Here is a 24,323-nt window from a genome sequence, read left to right as displayed (position 1 = left end):
AAGCTTTCGCGAGCACTTTGCCAGAGGAGTGTGCGATGGATCTGACCCAGGGTTTGCATCGAGCCGTCCAGCAGCAGCCGGATGCGATCATGACGATCTGTGGCCCTCGGCAACGAACCTTCCGGGAGGTGGCCGATCGGGTCGCCCGGCTGGCCGGCGCGCTGCGCGGGCTCGGCGTCGGATCGGGGGATCGGGTGGGGATTCTCGCGCTCAACTCCGATCGGTACTCCGAGTATCTGCTCGCGGTTCCGTGGGCGGACGCCGTCCTGAACCCGGTGAACATCCGGTGGAGCGCGGCCGAGATCGCTTACTCGCTGGCGGACTGCGACACCCGGACGCTCTTCGTCGACGACGCGTTCGCGCCGATGCTGCCGGCGTTGCGGGCTGATGTGCCCGGGGTGACGACGGTGATCCATGTGGGTGATGGGCCGACGCCGGACGGCGCTCTCGACTACGAGAGTTTGATTGCGGGCGCGGCGCCGGTGGCGGACGCGCATCGGGGCGGCGACAAGCTGGCCGGAGTCTTCTACACCGGCGGAACGACCGGGTTCCCGAAGGGCGTGATGCTCTCGCATGCGAATCTGGCGACGTCCTGGCTCGGGTCTGCGGCCACTGGTTGCCTGCCGACGGCCGACTCGCGCTCGCTGCACTGTGCGCCGATGTTTCACCTGGCCGCGCTCGCAGTCTGGGGATCGACGCTGCTGATGGGTGGCAGTCATGTGTTCGTGCCGAGTTTCAAGACCGTACCGGTGTTCGAGGCGATCGCCGCACATGGGGTCACCGATGTCCTCGTCGTCCCGACGATGATCCAGCTGATGGTCGACGATCCGGCGATCGGGGATCACGACCTGACCAGCCTGCATGCCGTGCTGTACGGCGCTTCGCCGATCCCGGCCGCGGTGCTGGAGCGGGCGATGAAGGTCCTGCCGGATGTCACCTTCACGCAGGCCTACGGCCTGACGGAGACCGCGCCGATCGTCACCGTGCTGACGCCGGCCGATCACCGGCGCGGGCTGCTCCGGTCGGCCGGTCGATCCGCGCCGCACAACGAGCTGCGGATCGTCGACCCGCTCGGGGCGCCGGTCCCCGCCGGGACGGTCGGCGAGATCGTCGTCCGCGGGGATCACGTCATGCACGGGTACTGGGACAAGCCGGCCGAGACTGCGGCGGCGATCCGGGACGGCTGGTTCCACACCGGTGACGCCGGGTATCTGGACGAGCAGGGCTACCTGTACGTCGTCGATCGGATCAAGGACATGATCGTCAGCGGTGGCGAGAACGTGTACTCGGCCGAGGTGGAGAACGCGATCGCGCGGCATCCGTCGGTGGCCCAGTGTGCGGTCATCGGCGTACCGGATGCGGACTGGGGTGAGCGGGTGCATGCGGTCGTCGTACCGCAGGCCGGCGCGAGCCTGACGCTGGCCGAGGTGCGTGAGCACGTGAAGACGCTGATCGCCGGTTACAAGGCGCCGCGGTCCCTCGAATTGGTGGAAGCGCTCCCGATCTCGGGGGCCGGGAAGGTGCTCAAGCGGGAGCTGCGCAAGGAGCACTGGGGTGCCGCCGTTCGCCAGGTGCACTAGGCCGATCAGGGTATTGAACAAGGTCTGAAACAAGTTCCGGAACCGGCGGGCTGTTGACCGGGAGCGCTTCCAATTTCATCCTCTAGCTGCCGACCCCGCCCCCCGGAGGATGCCATGTTCCGACGTGTCACAACCCTGCTCGCGATCAGCGCGACGCTCGCGTTCGCCGTACTCGCCCCGACCGGCAGCCAGGCTGCCACCACCGCCATCGGCGGCAGTTTCGTCGACAACTTCGACGGCTTCGACACCGGCCGCTGGCACAAGGCCGACGGCTGGAGCAACGGCGGAATGTTCAACGCCGGCTGGCGTGCCGACCATGTCTGGTTCAACGGCGGCGTGATGGGCCTGAACCTCGACAACGCCTCCTGCCCGGGCGGCTGCTCCGGCAAGCCCTACGCGTCCGGCGAGTTGCGGACCAACGACCTGTACTCCTACGGCCGGTACGAGGTCCGGATGAAAGCGGTGAAGGGCTCCGGCACCGTCACCGGCTTCTTCACCTACACAGGCCCAAGTGACGGGCAGCCGTGGGACGAGATCGACGTCGAGATCCTCGGTAAGAACACCACGCAGATGCAGACGAACTACTTCACCAACGGCGTCGGCGGCCACGAGAAGATCATCAACCTCGGCTTCGACGCCGCGGCCGGCTACCACGACTACGCGATCGAGTGGTGGAACCAGGGCACGATCAACTGGTTCGTCGACGGCCGCCTTGTCCACCAGGAGAACGGCTCCCGCGGCCCGCTGCCCACGCACCCGGGCCGGCTGATGCTCAACCTCTGGCCGGCCACCGGCGTCGACGGCTGGACCGGCCCGTTCACCTATCCGGGCTCGACAATGACCGCGTTCTTCGACTGGGCCCGCTACACGAAGTACTGAGCAGGCTTTCGGCGGTCTCCTCGATCGTCCGGTCGAGGGGACGCGGCTTCCAGCCGAGCATCTGTTCAGCCTTCGCGCTGGTGGCGTTGAAGTCCTGCCCCAGTTGCGGACGGAGCGCGCGCAACTGTGGGTTGAAATGGGCCAGCAGCCGCGCGATCGGCAGCGGCAGCTCACGAGTCGGGGCGTTCGCAGCCCGGTCGCCAAGCCGGCGACGCAGGATGCGGGCGACCTCGACGATCCGCAGGCTCGGCCCGGCCGAGGCGAGCCAGCGCTCGCCGGCCGCGGCCGGCTCGGTCATCACGCGCAGGTGCAGCTCGGCGACGTCGCGGACGTCGACCCAGCTGGTCCCGAACGGCGGGGTGGCCGGCAGATCGCCGTCCAGCATGCTCCGGATGGTTCGCAGCGACGGCGGGTCGTCCGGCCCGAGCACCGGCCCGATCACCGCGACCGGGTGGACGGCGGTCAGCTCCAGCGCGCCGCCCTCCTCCTGGATGAACTGCCAAGCGGCGCGCTCGGCCAGCGTCTTCGACTTCTGGTACGGCGCGATATCCGCCTCGACATTCGTCCAATCTGCCTCGGTGAACGGCGCCGTCCGCCGCGGGTGCCCATACCCGATCGCCCCGAACGCGCTCGTCAGCACCACCCGGCGTACCCCGGCATCGCGCGCCGCGCGCAGCACCCGCAGTACGCCGTCCCGCGCTGCTCCGACCATCTCGGCTTCACTCGCCGGCCCGTTCCGCAGTGTGGGCGACGCGACGTGCAACACATACTCGCTCCCCGCAACCGCCTCCGCCCACCCGTCATCACTCTGCAGATCGGCGCGGACGACGCTCAGCCGCTCGTCCGCGAAGTCGGCGGCCGCATGCAGCTGAGCCCGCAACCCCGCCTCCCGATCCAAGGTGCGCACCGTCGTCCGTACGTCGTACCCGGCCTGCAACAGCGCGAGCACACACCAGCCTCCGATGAATCCCGAACCTCCGGTGACCAAGACCTGTGACATCTCCGTGTCCTTCCCCTAAGCTATGTGGAGAGTTCTCCATTTACGTTAGTGGAGAACTCTCCGCTTAGCAAGGAGGGGTCGGCTGTGGTCCGTTCGGATGCCCGGGAGAACCGGGCTCGCATCCTCGCGGCAGCCCGCGAGGCGTTCGCCGCGGACGGCGCGACGTCGATGAACCAGGTCGCGCAGCGCGCCGGCGTCGGCGCGGGCACGCTCTACCGCAACTTCCCGACCCGGGAGGCGCTGGTGCTCGCCGTCTACCAGGACGAGGTCGACGGCATCACCGACGGCGTCACACGGCTACTGGCCGAACTGCCGCCGCTGGAAGCCCTCCGCGAGTGGACAACCGGCCTCGTCGAAGCGATGCGCCGCAAACACGGCCTGGGCGACGCCCTCAGTCCAGCCGCCCACCAAGCCATCGCCGAACAAACCTACGACCCTGTCGTCGCGGCCATCGCCCGAATCCTCGACGCCGGCAAGCAAGACGGCACCATCCGCACCGACGCCGACCCCGCCGACTTCCTCCAACTCACCGGCGCCCTCTGGCGCACCACCCCCGGCCCCAACGACCGCTCACCCCGAATGCTCGCCCTGATCCTCGACGGACTTCGCAAGTAGCGCGTCGACGGCTTCGAGGAGGGTTTGGCCGACGGTGGTGGGGTTGGTGAGGCAGCCGGCGGCCATGGCGCCGTCGCGGAGGAGGATGAACTGGCGGGCTGTGGAGGTGGGGGCGCCTAGTTGGGTGAAGAGGTTGGTGATGGTGGTTTCGAACCAGTGGCGGTGGGTGAGGACGGCCTGGTGGACGGGGTGTTCGGGGTTGGGGTATTCGGCGGCGGCGTTCAGGAAGGCGCAGCCGCGGAAGACTGGGGAACTGAGGCCTTGGGCAATTGATTCGGCGATCAGGCGGATGGTGTCCGCTGGGGCGCGGCCGGTGCCGACGGCCGCGCCGACCTGGCCGCGCTCCAGCTGGCTGACGCTCTCCAGGTAGGCGACGACGAGGTCGTCCTTGCTGGGGAAGTGGCGGTAGAGCGTCGCGCGGGTGACCTGCGCCTCGGCGACGATGCGGTCGATCCCGACCGCGTGCAGGCCTTCGGCGTAGAAGACCTGGGTCGCGGTGTCGAGCAGCCGGGTGCGGGCGGCGGAGGTCTTGGTCATCACCTCCGAGAATAGCCGACAGAACGTTCGGTCTAGGAGGGGTAGCGGAGGCCTTCGGCGCCGGCCTGGATCCAGTTCGGGTACGCCGGCGGCAGCGCGCTGACCGCGTCGAGTTCGGCCAGGTCCTCCGCGGTCAGGGTGAGGTCGCTCGCGCCCAGGTTGTCGGTGAGCTGCTCGACCTTGCGGGCCCCGACGATGACGCTGGTGACGGTCCGCTGGGCGAGCAGCCAGGCGATCGCGACCTGGCTCGGGCTCGCGTCATGCCGCTTGGCGACGGCGCGGACGACGTCCAGGACGTCGAACCCCCGCTCCTCGTCGAACGGCACGAAGTCGCCGCCCGCTTGCGCCCGCCGGGACGCGGTGTCGGTGATGCCGCCCCGATCGAATTTGCCGGTCAGGAAGCCGCCGACCAGCGGCGCCCAGATCGTCAGGCCGACCCCCTCGGATTCGGCCATCGGGATGAGGTCGCGTTCGGCGTCCCGGCCGAGCAGGGAGTAGTGGATCTGGTTCGCGACGAACCGCGCCGCGTGCTCGCGCTCGGACACGCCAAGCGCCTTGGTGACCTGCCAGGCGGTGAAGTTCGAGCAGGCGGCGTACCGGATCTTGCCCTGCCGGACGGCGTCGTCGAGCGCGCCCAGCGTCTCCTCGATCGGCGTCAGGTGGTCGTGGTTGTGCAGGTAGTAGACGTCGATGTGGTCGGTGCCGAGCCGGCGCAGGCTGTCTTCGAGCGCGTTCATCACATGCAGCCGGGAGGCGCCGCGGCTGTTCGGCCCGGCGTCGGCCCCGAGTGGCGCCATGAACTTGGTGGCGAGGACGACGTCCTTACGCCGGGCCCGGATCGCCCGACCGAGGATCTCCTCGCTCTCGCCATCGGCGTACACGTCGGCGGTGTCGATGAAGTTGATGCCGGCGTCCAGCGCCGTCCCGACCAGCCGGTCGGCCGCGGCCTGGTCGAGCATTCCGAGTTTGCTGTAGACGGGGTGCTCCTGGCCGCCGAAGGTCATCGCGCCCAGCGAGAGTTCCGAGACCCAGACGCCGGTCCGGCCGAGCAGTCGATATTTCACGGTGATCCATCCTCCTGAACAGTCTGTCCGGACACTATGTCCAAAAACAATGCTACATGGTGTCCGGACAAGGTGTCTTAAAACTGTTTCCGCCGGTATGCTCGGTGGATGCCATCGATCACCCGCCGGCCCGGCGCGCAGCCCGGCCGCCCGGCCACCGCGGAGGCCGAACTGCTGGCTGCGGTCCGGCGTCTGCTGGCTGGCGGGGCGACCTTCACCGAGCTCGGCGTCCAGGCAATCTGCAAAGAGGCCGGCGTCGCCCGCTCCACCTTCTACATCCACTTCAAGGACAAGGCGGCGCTACTGCTCGGGCTCGGCGCCGAGTTCACCAGCTCGTCGTTCGCGATCGCCTCCAGCTGGCAGCCGCAGGACGGCCCGGAGGCGCTCGCCGACGTCTTCAGCCACATCGTCGCCGTCTACCGCGAGCACGCTCCGGTCCGCCGCGCGCTGGCCGAGGTCGCGGCCTACGACGAGACCGTGCGCGCCTTCTGGGACGCCGAGCTCCAGCCGTTCACCGCCGGCACCATCGCCCTGATCCGCCTCGAACAAGACGCCGGCCGCATCCCCGCCGACCTCGACCCGGTCGCCGTCACCCGCATCGTCGTCCCCGGCGGCGAACGAGCCATCGTCGACCAGGTCGACCACGGCGATCCCGCCGCCGACGACGCCTTCACCCGCGAACTAGCCCTCACCTGGTGGCACGGCGTCTACCGCCGCCCCACCTGACGTGTTCAGGGGCGAGTAAGAAAGTCTTCGTACTGCTGGCAGACCTGGCGCCAGAGCTGGGCGCGCCGGCTGACGTCGTACTGCGGGAACGGGAGGTGGAACTCGTCGGCGAGCAGGGTGAAGTAGTCGGCGCGGGAGTTGATGACGACGGCGTCGGTGCGGTCGGCGAAGGTCTCGGTGAAGCTGAGTGAGCGAAGGGTCAGGAGGGACTTCGGCTTGCGGCGGAAGGCGAAAGCGGTGCGCACGAAGCCGGCTTCCGGAACGGTCGACAGGACGGCGTGCTGGGCGGCGAAGCGTTCGAAGGTGACCGGCTCGGCGGCGAAGTCCATGCCGACGATGCTCGCCCGGGCATCGTGGTCGAGTCGCCACCCATCCGTCTTCACGGATCGCCGCAGCCGTAGGTCGAACGGTTCCTGCCGCATCGACCCGGCCTCCAGCGGGATCGGATGCAGCAACCCGCCGCTCAGCCCGGCGTCCACCAGCCATGCGCGCTCCGGATCGTCGACCAGGCCGGTCACTGTCAGCACCAGATGGGTGCCGTCGACATCCCCCGGCCGAGTCTTCGTCTCCACCCCGCCTGCGTGCATGGTCGCCCGGTATCCGAGTTCGGTCAGCAACCGCGCCAGGACGCCGTTCAGCTGGAAGCAATACCCACCCGACTCGCGCTCGACGATCCGCCGGGCGGTCTCGTCGAGGTCGAGCGGTCCACCCGGCATCAGCTGAAACTGAATCGACTCGTACGGAATCTGATCCACGTAAGCCGCATGCAGCCTGCTCAGAGCCTCGACCCGCGGCGGACCGTCGTCCTGGAATCCGATCCGCCGCAACAGCGCACCACTGTCCATGTTCTCCCAGACCGGACTGGAAGGACGTCTGTGACAGTACATGCTCTTGCGGTTATATAGCCGAGTGGGTATGTTAGGGGTTGTGAGCGCACCCTTCGATGTTTTGGCCGAGCCGCGGCGGCGGCAGATTCTCGAGCTGTTGCGGCAGCGGCCGCGGCTGGTGGGGGAGTTGACCACGGAGCTCGGGGTGAGTCAGCCGGGGGTGTCGAAACATCTGCGGGTGTTGCGCGAGGCGGGGCTGGTCGGCGTCCGGCAGGACGCGCAGCGGCGATGGTACGAGCTGCGGCTCGGGCCTTTGCGTGAGCTCGACGCCTGGTTGCACCCGTACCGGATGTTGTGGGACGACGCGCTCGACGACCTCGAGAAACACCTCGAGACCATGCCCGATCGAACGGAAGGTTGATGATGGCGAACGAGACCCTGGTCAGGAGCGAGGGCCGCTCGGTACTGCGGATGGAGCGCCGGCTGCGCCACCCGGTGGAGAAGGTCTGGCGCGCGCTGACCGATCCGGACGAGCTGGTCCACTGGTTCCCGGCCACCGTCCGCCTGCAGCCGCGGATCGGCAGCCCGGTCGAGTACGTGATGGACGGCGAGCCGGGCGGCGACGGCGAGGTACTCGAATTCGATCCGCCGCGCGTCTTCGCGTTCACCTGGAGCGGTGAGGTACTCCGCTGGGAGCTGCTCCCCGAGGACGACGGCTGTCTGCTCGTCCTCAGTCACACCTTCGACGACCACTTCGGCGCCGCCAGCTTCGGCTCCGGCTGGTCGCTCTGCTTCGAGGCCCTCGACCTTCGCCTGCAGGGCAAGCCCATCGACGTCGAGCCGGACACCGGCCCGCTCCACGACCGCTACCTCGCGCTCCTCGAGCTGGGCGAAGGCGAGGCCGAGGAGACTCCCGACGGCTGGCGGGTCCGCTTCGAGCGCCAGCTGACCCGCCCGGCCGAAACCGTCCGCCCCGAACTTGCCACCTGGCAGGACGACAACCTGCACTGGGAGCTCACCACCGGCACCGGCCACGGCGCCCGCCTCATCCTCACCCAAACCAACCTCAGCACCCCCGACAAAGCCCTCGCCCTCTGGCGCGAGCGCCTCGACGACCTGGCCGCCGCCCTCCTGCAAACCCCGGCCCCGCGCTAGCCGCCCAGGCGGCGCAGGTGGGTTCCACCTGCGCCGCGGTCGGTCAGGCGAGCAGCCACTGGCCGGGCGTCGTGCCGAGCTGGTCGCTGAAGCGGCGGGCCAGGGTCCGCGGCGAGACGTTCAGTTGCGCGGCGAGGTCATTGACGCCGATCGGCTCGGCGAGATGCTCGGAAACCCAGTCCAGCAAGGCGCCCAGCGACTCACCGGGCGGCGGCTCATCATCGGCGCGATACTGCACCTGACCACCTTCGCGGTGTGGCGGCATGACCATCCGGCGCGCGATCCTGGCGGCGTACGCGGATCCGTGGTCGGCACGGACGAGCTGGAGGCACAGGTCGTATCCGGTGCCGGATCCGGCGCCGGCCACGCAGCCGAGCTCGAAGCTGCCTGCGGAGCCGAGACCAGCGCCACGACACGATGGACGCTCATGGCAGAAAAGTACTCCTCAACGACAATCCTGACCCTGGGGTCGTCGTCCGCGCCGGCCGAGGATGGCGGTATGGAATGGATTTCGGCAACAGATGTTCCCGTCCGCGAGCTCTTCTTCATCCACGCCCCCGCCGGCTCGTCCCACATCCCCCGGTCCGCCGAAGGCTGCACGCTCTTCCTGTTCTACCCGGAGGGCTAGGACAAGCAGCGCGACACGAAAGTGGCTCGCGTCCCGTAGAAACTTCTGCACGTCTCTGCAAGGGTTTTCCACGAGCACCTGGCACCGTCGACTCCCGCCCGCCCGCCCAGTCGAAAGGCGCGACCCTCATGCACGAGAAGGAAGAGCAGACTCCGGCCAGATTCAGCCGTCGCAACGTCCTCACGGCCTCCGCGACCGCAGCTGCCGCGCTCGGTGCGGCCGGATTGCCGGTTCTGGCCACCGGAACTCCGGCGTTCGCGACCGGCGGCGACCATGGCCACGGTCGTGGCCTGCGGGCCGAGCCGCTGATCCCGTCCGGTAACCGCGGGATCATCCTGTACAGCGTCCGCGACCGGATCGGCGCGGCGCCGGACAACACCGGCGTACCGTACGGATTCGAGCGCGTGCTGGCCCGGCTGGCCGAGATCGGCTACCGGGAGGTCGAGTTCGCCGGCTACACCCAGAACACCGCGCTCCTCGGCCGGCAGATCACGCCCAAGGAGATTCGCAAGATCCTGGACGACAACGGGCTGGTCGCCAACGGCACCCACACCCAGATCCACCCGGACACCTTCGAGCAGCAGATGGACATCGCCCAGGAGCTGGGCATGAAGCACATCGGCACCGGCGGCGACCCCACGAACAGCGCGTACAAAGCCGACTGGGACGCCGCCGCCGACGTCTGGAACGAGCTGGGCCGGCGAGCCAAGGCGCGTGGCCTGCGGCTCTACACCCACAACCACCACGAGGCCTACGACTTCCTCCTGGACACCGGCCCCTTGGACGCGAACGGCAAGCCGACCCGGTCGTCCGGGCTGCGCCGGCTGGAGTACTTCTTCGACCAGGCCGACCCTCGCTACGTGTTCTTCGAGATGGACATCTACTGGGCGTACGTGGCCCGCTTCAGGCACACGACGTACACCGATCGGAGAGGCAACCAGCGGACCGACCTCTTCGACCCGATCCTGACCGTAGCCCCACGCACCGCCCGCTTCCCGCTGTTCCACGCCAAGGACGGCGACCGCAACCCCGCTGTGCCCGACGGGCACGACATGGTCCCGCTCGGCGACGGCGACATCAACTTCCAGCAGTTCTTCCAAACCATCGGCGCACCGCACCTCCACCACGCGAACTGGGAGCACGACGACGCTTCCGGCGGTACGGCGATCCCCGCGCAGTCCCTGAACTTCGCCGCCTCCAGCTACACCAACATGTCCGAACTGACCATCTACCGCCACTGACGGATCAGCTGACGAGGGCCTTCAACTCGTCCTTGTGCAGCTCCAGCCAGGTGTCGAACGACTGGAGGGCGGGGTTGAGGGCGCGGACGGCGTCGAGGTCGCGGTCACCGGCGAAGTCTTTGTTCTCGGCGTAGAACTGGAACATGTTGGCCATCTCGACGGCCATCGGGAAGCCGTAGGAGCGGAACTCGGCCCAGGTGGGGGAGTTGTAGGTGACTTCTTCGCCGAGGGTGGCGGCGAGGCGTTCGGCGTACTGGTGGCCGGTGAGGTGGGCGCCGGCGATGCTGATGGTTTCGTCGATCAGGTCGGGGCGCTTGAGGATGGCGAGGGCGGTGCGGCCGATGTCGTCGGAGGCGACGCCGGAGAGCGGCTGGTCGGACATCGGGAAGGTGATGGTGATCTTGCCGTCGGCGTCGCGTTTGGGTTCGAGGCCGTTCAGGAAGGCGTCGAAGTAGAAGGTGGTGCGCAGGTAGGTGGTGGGGACGCCGGTGCTGCGGAAGATCTCGTCGGCCTCGCCCTTGGCGTCGAAGTGCGGGACCTTGTAGCGGCCGTCGTCCAGGCCCGGGACGTCGGCGCGGTCGCCGAAGAAGTCGCGGGTGTCCTCGAGGGTCGACCAGACCAGGTGCTGGACGCCGGCGTCCTTGGCGGCGCGGGCCGCGTTGCCGGCCTGCTGCAGCTCCATCTCGGCGCGGGTCCGGGCGGCCTCCTCGGCCGGGGTGCGCGCGACCCAGTAGTTCGTCACGACGAAGGCGCCGTACACGCCGTCGAAGGCCTTCCGCAGGCTGCTCTCGTCGTCCAGGTCGGCCTCGACGATCTCCGCGCCGCGGGCGGCGAGCGCCTGGGCGGACGCCGACTGCGCGCTCCGTGTCAGCGCGCGGACGGTGAAGGCCCGCTCGGGGTCGTCCAGGATCGCCTGCACCAGGCCGCCGCCCTGGGCCCCGGTGGCTCCGACGACCGCGATCACCTTGCTCATTGCTACTCCCGAAAGATTGGGTTGATGTGTCAACTCGACCATCGTAGCTCGTCTGGTTGATGTGTCAACCGGGTCGAGTATGATGGACGACGTGGGCAAAGGACCGTGGCTGGACGACGACGAGCAGAAGGCGTGGCGGAGCTACCTGCTGATGAACAAAACGCTGGAGACGCATATGGAGCGGCATCTCCAGCGGGAGTTCGGGCTGTCCAAGTCCGACTTCGAGATCCTGGTCAACCTCTCCGAGGCGGAGAACGGGCGGATGCGCGCGTTCGAGCTCGGCCGGGCCACCCAGTGGGAGAAGAGCCGGATGTCGCACCACCTGACCCGGATGGAGAAGCGCGGGCTGATCCGGCGCGAGGCCTGCCAGGCCCGGTATCCGGAGGTCGTGATCACCGCGGAGGGGCAGGCCGCGATCGAGGCCTGTGCACCGCAGCAGGCGGCCCGGATCCGTGAGTTCTTCGTCGATGTCTTCGGTCCGGAGCGGTTGGCCGAGCTGGGGAAGGCCGGTGACGAGGTGGTCGAAACCATTCGCCGTCACGAGGAGAACGACTGCCCGCCGGAGGTCCGCGGCACCTGCTGACCTGAGAGGTTCTCTCAGTCACCTCTCAGCAGAACTTGACGCTCACTTGAGGGTCTCTTGGAGTGCGGCTGACGCGCGCTTCGCGACGCTGGCGACATGCTCACCACAGACGAATCCCCTCGCCGGCGCTGGCTGCGCCGGGCCTCGGTCGCGGCAGCCACGACCGCAGTCCTCGGTATCGGCACCGCAGGCCTGTCTGTCGCCGTAGTCTCCGCTCGCTACGAAACCCCGCCGGCCAGTACGTCGTCCGTCGACAGCTCGCCCGGTATCGGATCGGCGCCGTCCGGCTCCACGTCACAGGGCGGGAGCAACGGCTCATGAGTGCCACGCGAAACTGGAGTGCCTGGAGCTGTAGCGTCCGTCTGACCGTTGAGGACCCGGCTGTGCTCGGTGCGGCCTGCGGTGAGCTCAAGGCGCTGATGGACCGGGTCGACAAGGCTGCCAGCCGCTTCCGCCCGGACTCCGAGCTGTCCGCCGTCAACAGTCGTTCCGGGGCGATGGTCCCGGTCTCGCGCCTCCTCGTCGATCTGGTCGACGTCAGTCTGGTCGCGGCGTCGATCAGCGGTGGCGCAGTCGATCCCACTGTTGGCTCGGCCGTCATTGCTGCCGGCTACGACGCCGACATCGAGACGGTCCGCCGCCGGTTTCCGCAGCCGTTGGGTACGCCGCCGCCGGTCCCCGGCTGGCAGGGCGTTCAGCTCAATCGCAAGCTCGCGCTGCTCGGCGTCCCCGAAGGCGCGACGCTCGACCTCGGTGCGACCGCTAAGGCCTGGACTGCGGACCGTGCGGCCCTCATCCTCAGCAAGCGCTACGGCTGCGGCGTCCTGGTCGAGATCGGTGGTGACCTCCGTGCGGCCGGTGAGCCGGCGCAGCCCTGGGTAATCACCGTTGCCGAGCGGGCCGGTGCGTCCGGCGTCCTCGTGACCCTCGCGCACGGCGGTCTGGCGACCTCCACGCGGATCTCCCGGTCCTGGGAGAACGGGCATCACATCATCGATCCACGGACGGCTCGTCCCGCCGACGGCCCGTGGCGGACGGCGTCCGTCTGGGCGCCGAGCGCGGTGCGGGCCAACACCTTCAGTACGGCGCTCGTCGCCACCGGCGAGGCCGCACTCGGTCGACTGACTCTGGCGCGGCACCCGGCCCGCCTGGTCGCGGACGACGGCGAGGTCACTCAGCTGTCCGGCTGGCCGACGTCCACCGAGGCGGCGTGATGACACTCTGGTACGTCGCTCGCGCGGCCGGAGTGGTCGCCATGATCATGTTCACCGTCGCAGCGGCCGTCGGCATCCTCACCTCCGGCAATCGGAGCCCGGAGCGCCGGTTCTGGCTTCAGTACGTGCACAGGTCGGCCGCTGTCACCGGTCTGGTCCTGCTGACCGCTCACGTCATCGCAGTGATCGCGGACGCCAATGTGGACATCAGCCCGACCGTGCTGCTCTGGCCGTTCGGCTCCGGCTACCGGCCCTTCGCCATGGCTGTCGGGGCGCTGGCGCTGTACGGCGTCGTCCTCGCCACGCTCGCGGGTGCGGCGCGCGGCCGGCTGGCGCAGTACGCCGCGTTCGCGAAGTACTGGCGCTCGATCCACATTGCGGCTTCCGTCGGCTGGCTCTTGTCCATCGGCCACGCGCTCTTGGCCGGGACAGACCGCGGTACGCCGTGGATGCTCGCAATCACCGTTTGCTGCTAGTTGCGGTCGCAGGAGCCGGTATCTACCGCGCCCGTACCTACACCGCACCCACCCTGGTGAGGGCCCGATGAAGACGTTGCTGGCAACAAGTGTGATCGGCGACGCCCGCCTCCTGGCCGGCGTCGAACGTGGCCGGTTGGACCGCCAGAACCACCTCTGGACCCACGGCGCCCCACCCGACCTGACCCGAGCCAACTATCAGCAGCTGTGCGAGGCGGTCGGTCTCAAGGGCCGCGGCGGCGCAGCCTTCCCAGTTGCCCGCAAGCTGGCCGACCTCCCCGACCGCGGTGTCGAAGCTGTAGTGGTCAACGGCTCCGAGAGCGAGCCGTTGAGCCGCAAGGACCGACTGCTCCTCTCGCTGGCGCCGCACCTCGTGCTGGACGGCGCCACCGGCCTCGCCCGCGCGCTCGGCGCTCCGCACGTCCTCATCGCCGTCCATGACGCCGAATCGGCCCAATCGATGCGCGAAGCGATCCTGGAGCGCGACGACCGGCTCGCGATCGAGGTCACCGAGACGCCGGACCGCTTCGTCGCCGGTGAGGCGCGGGCAGTGCTCAGCGCACTCGAAGGCGGTCCGGCCGTCCCGCCCGGTCGTAAGGTGCTGCCGACCCGGCAGGGCTACCACCGGCGGCCGACGTTCCTATCGAACGTCGAGACCTTCGCCCAGCTCGCCGTCCTGGCCCGGCTCGGCGCCCGCGGCTTCTCCGCGACAGGCCTCAGTACGGCTCCCGGTACGCAGTTGCTGACCGTCGACGGCGCCGTCCAGCGTCCCGGAGTCATCGAGACGCCGACCGGCATCCCGCTGGACACGGTCCTCCAGTTCGCCGGTGCCGAGCCAGGCCCAGTCTTACTCGGCGGCTACCACGGCCGCTGGCTGTCGCAGCCGGTGCCGCTGGACGGCGCGAGCATCGTCGTCGCCCTCGGCTCAGCCACCTGCCCCCTTGGAGAGGTGTACCAAGTCGCCCAGTGGCTGTCCGCGCAGTCTGCCGGCCAGTGCGGCCCGTGTGTCTTTGGTCTCGCTTCGCTGGTCGACGACTTCGCTCGGCTGCTCCACGGCGACGTCAACGGCTGGTACGACGCCCAGCGGCACCTGGGCCTGATCCCGGGCCGCGGCGCCTGTGCGCACCCGGACGGCGCCGCCCGCTTCCTGACCTCGGCGCTCCAGGTGTTCGACGACGACGTCCGGCGGCATCTCGGCGGCGGCTGCGGCCGGCCGGTGCTCGGCGTCCTGCCGGTCCCCGGAGGTGTGGCGTGAGCAGGCTGGAAATCGACTGGACCCGCTGCGACGGACACGGGCTCTGCGCGACGCTGCTGGGGGCTGCGGTGGAGCTCGACGAGTGGGGATATCCCGTTCTGCGAGGCCGTGAGATCACTGCCGGTGAGGGGCCGGATGCGCGCCGCGCAGTCCTCGCCTGCCCGGCGCTGGCGTTACGTCTGAGTAGGTCTGTTAACCGTTGATGACCAGTCGCCGGACAGGGCCGTCCCGACATCACACCAGTGACAAAGGTGGACTAATCTCTGAGTGACCGCACAAAGGCGTGCGGCCGGTGTGCAGAGCGCCGTGAAGTCACGTGTGGAGACGGTGGGGAATGCAGAGCAAGCTGGACGTCCAGAAGGCCGATGTGCTCGCGAAAGCGGTGGCCGCGGGAGCCCATGGGCATGACAAGTCGGTCGATCCGGAGAAGCTGAAGCGCTTCCTGGAGCGCTACTACCGTCACGTCGCCGCCGAGGACGTGGCCCAGCGTCAGCCGGCCGACTGCCTCGGCGCGGCCCGGCACCACTACAAGACCGCCGTCTCCCGGCCGCAGGGCACCGCGAAGGTGCACGTGTTCACCCCGACGCTGGAGGAGCACGGCTGGTCCGCCAACGGGCGGACCGTGGTCGAGATCGTCATCGACGACATGCCGTTCCTGGTCGACAGCGCCTCGATGGCCATCACCGAGCGGAACCTCGAGATCCAGCTGCTGATCCACCCGCAGTTCGTCGTCCGCCGCGACGTCGCCGGCACGCTGGAGGAGGTGCTCGAGGACGGCGCCGCCTCCGACGAGCACGACCTGGTCCGCGAGAGCTGGATGCACCTCGAGGTGGAGCGGATCGCCGACGCCGCCGAGCACCGCGCGCTCGAAGAGGCCCTGCAGAAGGCCCTGCACGACGTCCGCGAGGCCGTCGAGGACTGGCCGAAGATGCACGAGAAGGCCGTCAGCATCGCCCGCTCCCTCGACGCCGCCGACCTGCCCGTCGGGGCGAACGAGGTCGAGGAGGCCAAGGAGCTGCTGGAGTGGCTCGCCGACGAGCATTTCACCTTCCTCGGCTACCGCGAGTACGACTTCACGATGGAGGGCGACCAGGGCATCCTGCGCGGCGTCCCCGGCACCGGCCTCGGCATCCTCCGGCCGGACCCGGCGCCCGGCTCCGGCAAGCTGCCGCCCGAGGTGAGCGCCAAGGCCCGCGAGCGCAAGCTGATGATCCTGACCAAGGCCAACTCGCGCTCCACCGTGCACCGCTCCACCTACCTGGACTACGTCGGTATCAAGCAGTTCGACGCGAACGGCGACCCGGTCCGCGAGTGCCGCTTCATCGGGCTGCTGTCGTCGACGGCGTACACCGAGAGCGTCATGCAAGTGCCGGTGCTGCGGCGCAAGGCGCTGGAGCTGTTCCGGCTGACCGGCTTCGACCCGAACAGCCACAGCGGCAAGGGCCTGCTCGACGCGCTCGAGACCTACCCTCGGGACGAGCTGCTGCAGGCCCCCGTCGAGGACCTGCTGCCGATCGTCACCTCGGTGCTGCACCTGCAGGAGCGTCGTGCGGTCAAGCTGTTCGTCCGCCGCGACGTCTACAACCGCTACCTGTCCTGCCTCGTCTACCTGCCGCGGGACCGCTACACCACCGCGGTCCGGCTGAAGATGCAGCAGATCCTCAAGGACGCCATCGGCGCGGAGTCCGTGACGTACGCCGCCTACGTCACCGAGTCTGTGCTCGCCCGCGTCCACTTCGTCGTCCGGATGAAGCGCGGTACGACGGTCGGCGAGTTCGACCAGGAGCTGATGGAGCAGCGCGTCGTCGAGGCGACCCGCGCCTGGGAGGACGACTTCACCGTCGCGCTGCACGCGCAGGGCGGCGACGGCGCCGTCACCGCGCTGGCCCGCCGATACGCCGACGCGTTCCCGGAGGCCTACAAGGAGGACTTCGCCGCCCGCGTCGCCGTGAAGGACGTCGGCGTCCTGGAGAGCCTGCCGGCCGACAACGGCCTGGCCATGTCGCTGTACAGCCCGATCGAGGAGGAGTGGGCCGGCGAGCGCCGCTTCAAGGTCTACCGGACGGGCTCTGCGCTGTCGCTGTCGCAGGTGCTGCCGCATCTGACCCACATGGGCGTCGAGGTGATCGACGAACGCCCGTACGAGATCCGCCGCGACGACGGCATGGTCTACATCTACGACTTCGGGCTGAAGGCGCCGCCGAAGTCCGAGGAGCGCGAAGAGCTGCGGCAGCTGTTCTCGGACACCTTCCAGGCGGTCTGGCAGGGGCGTGCGGAGTCCGACAAGCTGAACGCGCTCGTTCTGCGCGGCAGCCTGAGCTGGCGGCAGGTGTCGATCCTGCGCGCGTACCAGCGCTACATCCGCCAGGGCGGCACGCCGTTCAGCCAGGACTACATCGAGAACACCTTCCTCAACCACGTGGACGTGGCCGGCCTGCTGGTCCAGCTCTTCGAGGCCAGCTTCGACCCGGCCCGCGGCGCGGCCGACGATCCGGACCGGGTCGCCCAGTGCGATCTGCTGGAGAAGGAGATCCTGGCCGCCCTCGACACCGTGCAGAGCCTCGACGAGGACCGGATCCTGCGGTCATACCTGACCGTGATGAAGGCGACGCTGCGGACCAACTACTTCCAGCCGGCCGCCGACGGCTCGCCGCGCAGCTACATCTCGCTGAAACTCGAGCCGAAGGCGATCCCGGATCTGCCGCAGCCGCGGCCGAAGTACGAGATCTTCGTCTACTCGCCACGGGTCGAGGGCGTGCACCTGCGCTTCGGCGCCGTCGCCCGCGGCGGTCTGCGCTGGTCGGACCGGCGGGAGGACTTCCGGACCGAGGTGCTCGGCCTGGTCAAGGCGCAGATGGTGAAGAACTCGGTGATCGTGCCGGTCGGCGCGAAGGGCGGGTTCTACGCCAAGCAGCTGCCGGATCCGTCGGTCGATCGCGACGCGTGGCAGGCCGAGGGGATCGCGTCCTACAAGACCTTCATCTCCGGGCTGCTCGACATCACCGACAACATCGTCGGCGGTTCGGTGGTTCCGCCCGCGCAGGTGGTTCGGTACGACGGCGACGACGCCTACCTGGTCGTCGCGGCGGACAAGGGGACGGCGACGTTCTCGGATATCGCGAACGGCGTCGCCAAGGAGTACGGCCACTGGCTCGGTGACGCGTTCGCGTCCGGCGGGTCGGTCGGCTACGACCACAAGGCGATGGGGATCACCGCCCGCGGCGCCTGGGAGTCGGTCAAGCGGCACTTCCGCGAGATGGGCCACGACTGCCAGAACGCCGACTTCACCGTGGTCGGCGTCGGCGACATGTCCGGTGACGTCTTCGGTAACGGGATGCTGCTGTCGGAGCACATCCGGCTGGTGGCCGCGTTCGACCACCGGCACATCTTCCTCGACCCGGCGCCGGACGCCGCATCGTCGTACGCCGAGCGCCGGCGGCTCTTCGACCTGCCGCGCTCCTCGTGGGCCGACTACGACACCGCGCTGATCTCGGCCGGTGGCGGTATCTACCCGCGGACCGACAAAGCGATCCCGGTCTCGGCCGAGATCCGCGAAGCGCTCGGTATCGAGGGCTCTCCCGCGACGCTGACGCCGGCCGAGCTGATGAACGCCATCCTGAAGGCGCCGGTCGACCTGTTCTGGAACGGCGGGATCGGCACCTACGTCAAGGCCGAGTCCGAGTCGAACGCCGATGTCGGCGACAAGGCCAACGACGCGATCCGGATCAACGGCGGCGAGCTGCGCGCCAAGGCGGTGGGTGAGGGCGGCAACCTCGGCTTCACCCAGCTCGGCCGGATCGAGTACGCCGCGGCCGGCGGCCGGATCAACACCGACTTCATCGACAACGTGGCCGGCGTGGACACCTCCGACCACGAGGTGAACATCAAGATCCTGCTCGACAAGGTGGTCGCCGACGGCGACCTGACCGAGAAGCAGCGCAACGACATCATCGCCTCGATGACCGACGAGGTCGGCGGGCTGGTGCTGAAGTCGAACTACCGGCAGAACGTCGCGCTGGCCAACGCGGCCGCGCAGGCGCCGGCGCTGATGCACGTCCACCAGGACTGGGTCCGCCGGCTGGAGAAGCAGGAGCTGCTCGACCGCGAGCTCGAGTTCCTGCCGAGTGTCGCCGAGTTCAAGCGGCGGAAGGCGGACGGGCGCGGGCTGACGTCGCCGGAGCTGTCGGTGCTGATCGCGTACACCAAGATCGTGCTCGACGCGGAGCTGCTGAAGACCTCGCTACCCGACGACCCGTTCCTCCGGCACAAGCTGGCGTCGTACTTCCCGCAGGCGATCCAGGAGCGGTTCGCCGATCAGATCCAGTCCCACCAGCTGCGGCGCGAGATCATCACGACGCAGGTCGTGAACGAGTTCGTCAACACGTCCGGGATCACGGCGTTCCACCGGCTCTCGCTGGAGACCGGCGGCTCGGTCGAGGACGTCGTCCGCGCGAACCTGGCCGCCTCGCGGATCTTCGCGCAGCCCGAGCTGCTGTCCGCGAACGCCGACCTGGACAACGTCGTCGACGCCGCGACCCAGACCCACATGCGGCTCGAGACCCGGACGCTCGTCGAACGCGCCACCCGCTGGCTGGTCAGCAACCGGCGCCCGCCGGTCGACATCCAGGAGCTGATCGAGTACTTCGCTCCCGGCATCACCAAGCTGACCGCTGCCCTGCCCGAGCTGCTCCGCGGCCGCGAGCTCGCGCTGTTCGAGCACCGGCGCGAATCACTGGTGGAACAAGGCGTCCCGGTCGACGTCGCGACCAGCATCGCGATCCTGCCCCCGGCGTACGCGGGCCTCGGGATCGTTGAGACGGCGTCCGCCGACGGCCTGGACATCTTCGAGGTCGCCAAGGTGCACTTCGCGCTCAACGAGCGCCTCCAGCTGGGCCTCTTCCTCGAGCGCATCATCGGCCTGCCCCGCACCGACCGCTGGCAGACCATGGCCCGGGCCGCCCTCCGCGACGACCTGCACGCCGTCCACGCCCGCCTCACCCGGCAGGTCCTGGCCACCACCGAAGCCGCCGAGGACCCGGAATCCCGAGTCATCGCCTGGCAGGACCAGAACGCCACCGCCCTCTCCCGAGCCGCCACCATGCTCGAGGAGATCGTCGACACCGAAGGCCCCGAACTGGCGCACCTCTCCGTCGGCCTGCGTCTGGTGCGAACCCTTCTGGCCAACCAAGCCTGAGCCCTGACCGCGGGTGGGCGAGCAGGCCCACCCGCGCGGTCAGCGTTCGGAGACCAGGACGTCTACGGAGTACTGGTCGGCTCGGTAGCAGTGGCTGCCGTATTCGACGGGGGCTCCATCGGCGTCGTAGGCGGAGCGGGTCATGGTGACCAGCGGCTCGGCTTTGGACATGTGGAGGGTGCGGCGCTCTTCGGCGGTGGCATTGCGGGCGCCGATGCGCTGGCGGGCAACGGTGGGGCGGATGCCGCGGGCGCGGAGGACGGCGTACAGGCCGTCGCGGACGAGGTCGTCGACGGTGAGGTCGTCGAGGGCCGGGGGGAGCCAGTTGCGCAGGATGGCGAGCGGCTGGTCGCCGGCGTAGCGCAGGCGGACGATCGAGACCAGCGGGGTGTTGGCCGGGAGGCCGAGCATCTCCGCCGCGCGCTCGTCGTGCGCGTCGAAGGTGAGCGCGAGGACGTCGGTCCGCGGCGTGCGGCCCTCGCGGATCAGGTCGTCGTACAGGCTGGTCAGCTCGGCCTTGCGGTGCACCATCCGGTTGGCGACCGTGGTGCCGATCCCGCGGCGGCGAACGAGCAGCCCTTTGTTGACCAGCTCGGAGATGGCCCGCCGGACGGTCGGCCGGGAGAGCCCGAGCCGGTCCGACATCGCGATCTCGTTCTCGAACGGGTCGCCCGGGCGCAGCGTGCCCTCGTTCACGGCAGCGGTCAGCTGCTCGGCGAGCTGGTGGTAGAGCGGCACCGGGCTCGTCCGATCGATGCTGATCGGCAGGGTGGCCATGCGGCGGATGTTACAGGAACGAGGTATGTATGTCGCGACGTGCGAATGTGTTAACAAACTATTGACACCTGCCTCCGCGGCCAGCAAAGCTGACGGTGGTCGCGGACGACGAAAGAGGGCACACGCATGCGGATCGGGTTGGTCGGGGTCGGGCGGATCGGCGCGTTCCACGCCTCGACCCTGAAGGCGTTACCGGCGGTGGACCAGGTGGTCGTCGCCGACGCGGACCCGAGCCGGGCCGAGGCGGTCGCGAAGGAGCTCGGCCTCGAGTTCGCGGCGGACGTCCCGGCCCTGCTCGCGAGCGGGCTCGACGGGTTCGTCATCGCCGCCGCCACCGGCGCCCATGCGGAGCTGATTGCCGCCGGGGTCGCGGCCGGCGTACCGACGTTCTGCGAGAAGCCGGTCGCGCTCGACCTGGCCGAGACGCAGCGCGTCGTCGATCTGGTCGAGGCGCACGACGTGCCGGTGCACATCGGGTTCCAGCGCCGCTTCGATGCCGGCTACCAGGCCGCGCGGGCGGCGGTCGTGTCCGGCGAGCTCGGCTTCGTGCATCACATCCGCGCGAACACGAACGACGCATTTCCGCCGCATCAGGAGTACATCCCGCAGAGCGGCGGCTTCTTCCGCGACTGCAGCGTCCACGACTTCGACGCCGTCCGGTACGTCACCGGCCGCGAGATCGTCAGTGTGTACGCGACCGGCGCCAACCGCGGCGAGCCGTTCTTCGGCGAGTACGGCGACGTCGACTCCGCCGCCGCGCTGCTCACCCTGGACGACGGCACCTTCGTCCAGGTCAGCGGGACGCGGTACAACGGCGCGGGCCACGACGTCCGGATGGAGCTGCAGGGCAGCCTCGGGTCGATCGCCATCGGCCTCGACGAGCACACCGCGCTGCGCTCGGCCGAGCCCGGCGTCAGCTTCCCCGGCGGTCCGCCGCACCTGACCTTCATGGACCGCTTCCAGCCCGCGTACGTCGCCGAGCTGACCGCCTTCACCGAGGTCGCCGCGGGTACGCGCGACGTACCGTGCACGGTCCGCGACGCGCTGGCGGCGTTCCGGATCGCCGACGCCTGCGAACTCTCCCGGCACGAGAACCGTGTCGTCACACTCTGACCGAACTCACTTCTGCGATAGAGGAGACTGTGCTCGATGACTGACCTGGCTGCCCGGATCGCCGGCGCTCCGATCTCCTGGGGCGTCTGCGAGGTTCCCGGCTGGGGCTACCAGTACGACGCCGCGACGGTGCTGGCCGAGATGCGGGCCGTAGGGCTCGCCGCGACCGAGTTCGGTCCGGACGAGTTCTTGCCGGTCGACCCGGCGGAGAAGGCCAAGACGCTCGCGGACGTCGGCCTGCGCGCGGTCGGCGGGTTCGTGCCCGTCGTCCTGCACGATCCGGCGCACGACCCGGCGCCCGAGGTCGCCGCGGCGCTGGAGGGCTTCGTGGCCGCCGGTGCGAGCACGCTGGTTCTGGCCGCGGCGACGGGTCAGGAGGGGTACGACGACCGGCCGGTGCTGGACGAGAACGGCTGGAGCACGCTGCTCGCCAACCTGGACAAGCTGTCCGCGCTGGCCGCCGAGAGCGGCGTCCTGGCGACGATCCACCCGCACGTCGGGACGATGGTCGAGAACGCGGACGACGTCGATCGCGTCCTGCGCGGCTCGTCGATCGGGCTCACGCTGGACACCGGTCACCTGCTGATCGGCGGCGTCGACCCGGTCGCGCTGACGCTCGCGTACACCGATCGGATCAAGCACACGCATCTGAAGGACGTCGACGCCGCTTGGGCCGCGAAGGTCCAGGCCGGTGAGGTCAGCTACACCGACGCGGTGCGGCAGGGGATGTACCGGCCGCTGGGACACGGGGACATCGATCTCGGCGCGATCGTCGGGACGCTGGAGGCGGCCAGGTACGCCGGCTGGTACGTGCTGGAGCAGGACACGATCCTGCCGGAGCGGCCGGCCGACGAAGGGCCGGTGGTCGACGTCCGGGTGAGTATCGCGCATCTGCTGGCGATCGCGGAGACGGTGGGATGAGTTTGCGGTCGGGTTCGGCGCAGATGAGTTCGGCGCTGATGGGTTCGGCAAGGTTCGGTTCGAGACGGGGAGACTGATGGCGGACGACGTACTGACGATCGGGCGGATCGGGGTCGACCTGTACCCGCTGCAGACCGGGACGCATCTCGAGGACGTGACGTCGTTCGGGAAGTTCCTCGGCGGCAGCGCCACGAACGTCGCCGTCGCGGCGGCCCGGCACGGCCGCAAGGCCGCGGTGATCAGCCGGACCGGGAACGACCCGTTCGGCACGTTCATCCACAGCGCGCTGCGCGACCTCGGCGTCGACGACCGGTTCGTCGCGCCGGTGGACGGGCTGCCGACGCCGATCACCTTCTGCGAGATCTTCCCGCCGGACAACTTCCCGCTGTACTTCTACCGGTTCCCGAAGGCGCCGGATCTCGTCATCAACCCGGACGAGCTCGACCTGGACGCGATCGCGGACGCGCGGATCTACTGGTCCACGGTGACCGGACTGTCCGACGAGCCGTCGCGGTCCGCGCACTTCGCCGCCTGGGAGGCGCGCGGCCGCCGCGGCCGCTCGGGTGCCGCGATCACCGTGCTGGATCTGGACTACCGGCCGATGTTCTGGGCCGACCCGACCCAGGCGCACGCGCAGGTGAGCCGGGCGCTCGAGCACTGCACAGTTGCCGTCGGCAACCGTGAGGAGTGTGAGGTGGCCGTCGGCGAGACCGATCCGGACAAGGCGGCCCAGGCGCTGCTCGACCGCGGCCTCGAGCTCGCAGTCGTCAAACAAGGCCCCAAGGGCACCCTCGCCCGCACCCGCGACGAACGCGTCGAGGTCCCACCGCACCCGGTCGAGGTGGTCAACGGCCTCGGCGCCGGCGACGGCTTCGGCGGCGCCCTCTGCCACGGCCTGCTCGCCGGCTGGCCCCTGGAGAAGATCATCCGCTTCGCCAACACCGCCGGCGCCATCGTCGCCGGCCGTCTCGAATGCTCCACCGCCATGCCCACCACCGCCGAGGTCCTCACCACCATGGGAGCCGAAGCATGACCAACTCCGACTCCCGCCAACCCCTCCCCATCCGCCGCCCCACCCCCACCCCCGACGAGCCAACCGTGGCGGCAGGCCGGCCGGAACCCGAGCCAAGCCCAACCGACCCGACAGCCGCCCACCGCCGCCCAGTAAGCCCCACCGACCCAACCGTGGTCGTGGGCCAGGCGGTCCACGAAGTGTCCGCCAACCGGCGTCCGCCCGGCCCCAACGACCCGACAGTCGTGGCCCGAGGCAACTATCCGGCGCCCGACGACCCCACGGCCGTTGTGCCCACGAACGACGCGACAGTTGCAGTCCCGGCGAACGAGCCCACGATGGTCGTGCCAGTGAACAACCCGCCACAGACCGCCCCGCCAACCGCGGGCGCCGACGACGAAACCGTCCTCGTGCCGACCTCGCCACCCCCGGCGCAGGTCGGCCCCGACGACGTAACAGTTATCGCCCAAGCACCCGCAGGACCTGCCGTCGACCCCGACGAGGTGACAGTCATCGCGCAGGCACCTGCTCAGCCGGCGGACGCCCGACAAGC

25 protein-coding genes are annotated in these 24,323 nt (G+C 69.4%); 18 read left to right on the top strand and 7 right to left on the bottom strand.

Translation table 11 applies throughout. The features are described from left to right. The first annotated feature begins 35 nt into the window (after positions 1–35). Entirely contained in the window at positions 36–1,580 is a 1,545-nt protein-coding gene (locus HPO96_RS07705) for an acyl-CoA synthetase (protein ID WP_171672200.1), read from the top strand. Positions 1,581–1,694: 114 nt separating this feature from the next. After that, positions 1,695–2,459 (top strand): beta-glucanase, encoded by a 765-nt coding sequence (bglS, locus tag HPO96_RS07700; RefSeq protein ID WP_171672198.1) that lies wholly within the window; start codon positions 1,695–1,697, stop codon positions 2,457–2,459. Here the strand turns inward: bglS and HPO96_RS07695 are convergent. Continuing rightward, positions 2,398–3,459: an SDR family oxidoreductase gene (locus HPO96_RS07695; protein WP_171672196.1), complete on the bottom strand. Its 1,062-nt coding sequence runs from the start codon at positions 3,457–3,459 to the stop codon at positions 2,398–2,400. The genes bglS and HPO96_RS07695 overlap by 62 nt on opposite strands. 84 nt (positions 3,460–3,543) lie before the next feature. Here HPO96_RS07695 and HPO96_RS07690 point away from each other — a divergent pair, with 84 nt between their 5' ends. Continuing rightward, positions 3,544–4,074, top strand: a complete 531-nt coding sequence (locus tag HPO96_RS07690) for an SbtR family transcriptional regulator (RefSeq protein WP_171672194.1) — start codon at positions 3,544–3,546, stop codon at positions 4,072–4,074. On the opposite strand, the gene HPO96_RS07685 is transcribed toward HPO96_RS07690, so the two are convergent. Then, entirely contained in the window at positions 4,030–4,611 is a 582-nt protein-coding gene (locus HPO96_RS07685) for a TetR/AcrR family transcriptional regulator (RefSeq protein WP_171672193.1), read from the bottom strand. The two genes, HPO96_RS07690 and HPO96_RS07685, sit on opposite strands and share 45 nt — an antisense overlap. Before the next feature lie 32 nt (positions 4,612–4,643). After that, positions 4,644–5,675 carry an aldo/keto reductase gene (locus HPO96_RS07680; protein ID WP_171672191.1) on the bottom strand — a complete coding sequence of 344 codons (1,032 nt, stop codon included), beginning with the start codon at positions 5,673–5,675 and terminating at the stop codon, positions 4,644–4,646. A 108-nt stretch (positions 5,676–5,783) separates the two neighbouring features. On the opposite strand from HPO96_RS07680, the gene HPO96_RS07675 reads away from it, so the two are divergent. After that, on the top strand, positions 5,784–6,401 hold the full coding sequence (locus HPO96_RS07675; RefSeq protein WP_171672189.1) for a TetR family transcriptional regulator: 618 nt from the start codon (positions 5,784–5,786) through the stop codon (positions 6,399–6,401). A gap of 5 nt (positions 6,402–6,406) precedes the next feature. Here the strand turns inward: HPO96_RS07675 and HPO96_RS07670 are convergent, their stop codons facing one another. Beyond that, entirely contained in the window at positions 6,407–7,246 is an 840-nt protein-coding gene (locus HPO96_RS07670) for an arylamine N-acetyltransferase family protein (RefSeq protein ID WP_171672188.1), read from the bottom strand. An 82-nt stretch (positions 7,247–7,328) separates the two neighbouring features. On the opposite strand from HPO96_RS07670, the gene HPO96_RS07665 reads away from it, so the two are divergent. Both HPO96_RS07665 and HPO96_RS07660 read left to right on the top strand, forming a co-directional pair. Then, positions 7,329–7,649 carry a metalloregulator ArsR/SmtB family transcription factor gene (locus tag HPO96_RS07665; RefSeq protein WP_171672186.1) on the top strand — a complete coding sequence of 107 codons (321 nt, stop codon included), beginning with the start codon at positions 7,329–7,331 and terminating at the stop codon, positions 7,647–7,649. 2 nt (positions 7,650–7,651) lie between these two features. Further along, entirely contained in the window at positions 7,652–8,383 is a 732-nt protein-coding gene (locus HPO96_RS07660) for an SRPBCC family protein (RefSeq protein ID WP_171672184.1), read from the top strand. A gap of 43 nt (positions 8,384–8,426) precedes the next feature. Here HPO96_RS07660 and HPO96_RS07655 read toward each other — a convergent pair whose 3' ends face one another. After that, complete coding sequence (locus tag HPO96_RS07655) at positions 8,427–8,750, bottom strand: AraC family transcriptional regulator (RefSeq protein WP_337796543.1); 324 nt, start codon at positions 8,748–8,750, stop codon at positions 8,427–8,429. Between the two features lie 132 nt (positions 8,751–8,882). Here HPO96_RS07655 and HPO96_RS38980 point away from each other — a divergent pair, with 132 nt between their 5' ends. Together HPO96_RS38980 and HPO96_RS07645 are read left to right on the top strand one after the other, a co-directional pair. Further along, a complete protein-coding gene (locus HPO96_RS38980) occupies positions 8,883–9,011 on the top strand; it encodes a hypothetical protein (RefSeq protein WP_272954515.1) in 129 nt (42 codons plus the stop codon). Between the two features lie 128 nt (positions 9,012–9,139). Beyond that, positions 9,140–10,252, top strand: coding sequence for a sugar phosphate isomerase/epimerase family protein (locus HPO96_RS07645; RefSeq protein WP_171672183.1), 1,113 nt, complete (start codon positions 9,140–9,142; stop codon positions 10,250–10,252). A 4-nt stretch (positions 10,253–10,256) separates the two neighbouring features. Here HPO96_RS07645 and HPO96_RS07640 read toward each other — a convergent pair whose 3' ends face one another. Further along, on the bottom strand, positions 10,257–11,225 hold the full coding sequence (locus HPO96_RS07640) for an NmrA/HSCARG family protein (RefSeq protein ID WP_171672181.1): 969 nt from the start codon (positions 11,223–11,225) through the stop codon (positions 10,257–10,259). 82 nt (positions 11,226–11,307) lie between these two features. Between HPO96_RS07640 and HPO96_RS07635 the strand changes: the two genes are divergently transcribed. The 7 genes from HPO96_RS07635 to HPO96_RS07605 all read left to right on the top strand — a co-directional run bounded on the left by HPO96_RS07635 (position 11,308) and on the right by HPO96_RS07605 (position 19,947). After that, a complete protein-coding gene (locus HPO96_RS07635) occupies positions 11,308–11,808 on the top strand; it encodes a MarR family winged helix-turn-helix transcriptional regulator (protein WP_171672467.1) in 501 nt (166 codons plus the stop codon). A gap of 96 nt (positions 11,809–11,904) precedes the next feature. Then, a complete protein-coding gene (locus HPO96_RS07630) occupies positions 11,905–12,129 on the top strand; it encodes a hypothetical protein (RefSeq protein WP_171672179.1) in 225 nt (74 codons plus the stop codon). Continuing rightward, positions 12,126–13,022, top strand: a complete 897-nt coding sequence (locus HPO96_RS07625) for an FAD:protein FMN transferase (RefSeq protein WP_171672178.1) — start codon at positions 12,126–12,128, stop codon at positions 13,020–13,022. Before HPO96_RS07630 ends, HPO96_RS07625 begins: the two co-directional genes overlap by 4 nt. After that, positions 13,022–13,498, top strand: coding sequence for a ferric reductase-like transmembrane domain-containing protein (locus tag HPO96_RS07620; RefSeq protein ID WP_171672176.1), 477 nt, complete (start codon positions 13,022–13,024; stop codon positions 13,496–13,498). The genes HPO96_RS07625 and HPO96_RS07620 overlap by 1 nt, the downstream gene beginning before the upstream one ends. Before the next feature lie 67 nt (positions 13,499–13,565). Further along, on the top strand, positions 13,566–14,753 hold the full coding sequence (locus HPO96_RS07615; RefSeq protein ID WP_171672175.1) for an NADH-ubiquinone oxidoreductase-F iron-sulfur binding region domain-containing protein: 1,188 nt from the start codon (positions 13,566–13,568) through the stop codon (positions 14,751–14,753). Continuing rightward, positions 14,750–14,956: a ferredoxin gene (locus HPO96_RS38020; RefSeq protein ID WP_171672173.1), complete on the top strand. Its 207-nt coding sequence runs from the start codon at positions 14,750–14,752 to the stop codon at positions 14,954–14,956. The genes HPO96_RS07615 and HPO96_RS38020 overlap by 4 nt, the downstream gene beginning before the upstream one ends. A gap of 131 nt (positions 14,957–15,087) precedes the next feature. Continuing rightward, a complete protein-coding gene (locus HPO96_RS07605; RefSeq protein ID WP_171672171.1) occupies positions 15,088–19,947 on the top strand; it encodes an NAD-glutamate dehydrogenase in 4,860 nt (1,619 codons plus the stop codon). Between the two features lie 39 nt (positions 19,948–19,986). Here HPO96_RS07605 and HPO96_RS07600 read toward each other — a convergent pair whose 3' ends face one another. Beyond that, positions 19,987–20,724 carry a GntR family transcriptional regulator gene (locus tag HPO96_RS07600; RefSeq protein ID WP_171672170.1) on the bottom strand — a complete coding sequence of 246 codons (738 nt, stop codon included), beginning with the start codon at positions 20,722–20,724 and terminating at the stop codon, positions 19,987–19,989. Positions 20,725–20,850: 126 nt separating this feature from the next. Here HPO96_RS07600 and HPO96_RS07595 point away from each other — a divergent pair, with 126 nt between their 5' ends. The 3 genes from HPO96_RS07595 (at position 20,851) to iolC (ending at position 23,791) form a co-directional block, all read left to right on the top strand. Next, positions 20,851–21,837 carry a Gfo/Idh/MocA family protein gene (locus tag HPO96_RS07595; RefSeq protein WP_171672168.1) on the top strand — a complete coding sequence of 329 codons (987 nt, stop codon included), beginning with the start codon at positions 20,851–20,853 and terminating at the stop codon, positions 21,835–21,837. 36 nt (positions 21,838–21,873) lie between these two features. Then, positions 21,874–22,758: a sugar phosphate isomerase/epimerase family protein gene (locus HPO96_RS07590; RefSeq protein ID WP_171672167.1), complete on the top strand. Its 885-nt coding sequence runs from the start codon at positions 21,874–21,876 to the stop codon at positions 22,756–22,758. A 76-nt stretch (positions 22,759–22,834) separates the two neighbouring features. Continuing rightward, positions 22,835–23,791: a 5-dehydro-2-deoxygluconokinase gene (gene iolC / locus HPO96_RS07585; RefSeq protein WP_171672165.1), complete on the top strand. Its 957-nt coding sequence runs from the start codon at positions 22,835–22,837 to the stop codon at positions 23,789–23,791. Positions 23,792–24,323 lie beyond the last annotated feature (532 nt).

Origin of the sequence: Kribbella sandramycini (genome assembly GCF_013131805.1) — a bacterium.
GTDB classification, from domain to species: Bacteria; Actinomycetota; Actinomycetes; order Propionibacteriales; family Kribbellaceae; genus Kribbella; species Kribbella sandramycini.
Note: the sequence above shows the minus strand (reverse complement) of the source record. Positions and strands in the feature narration are given on the sequence as shown.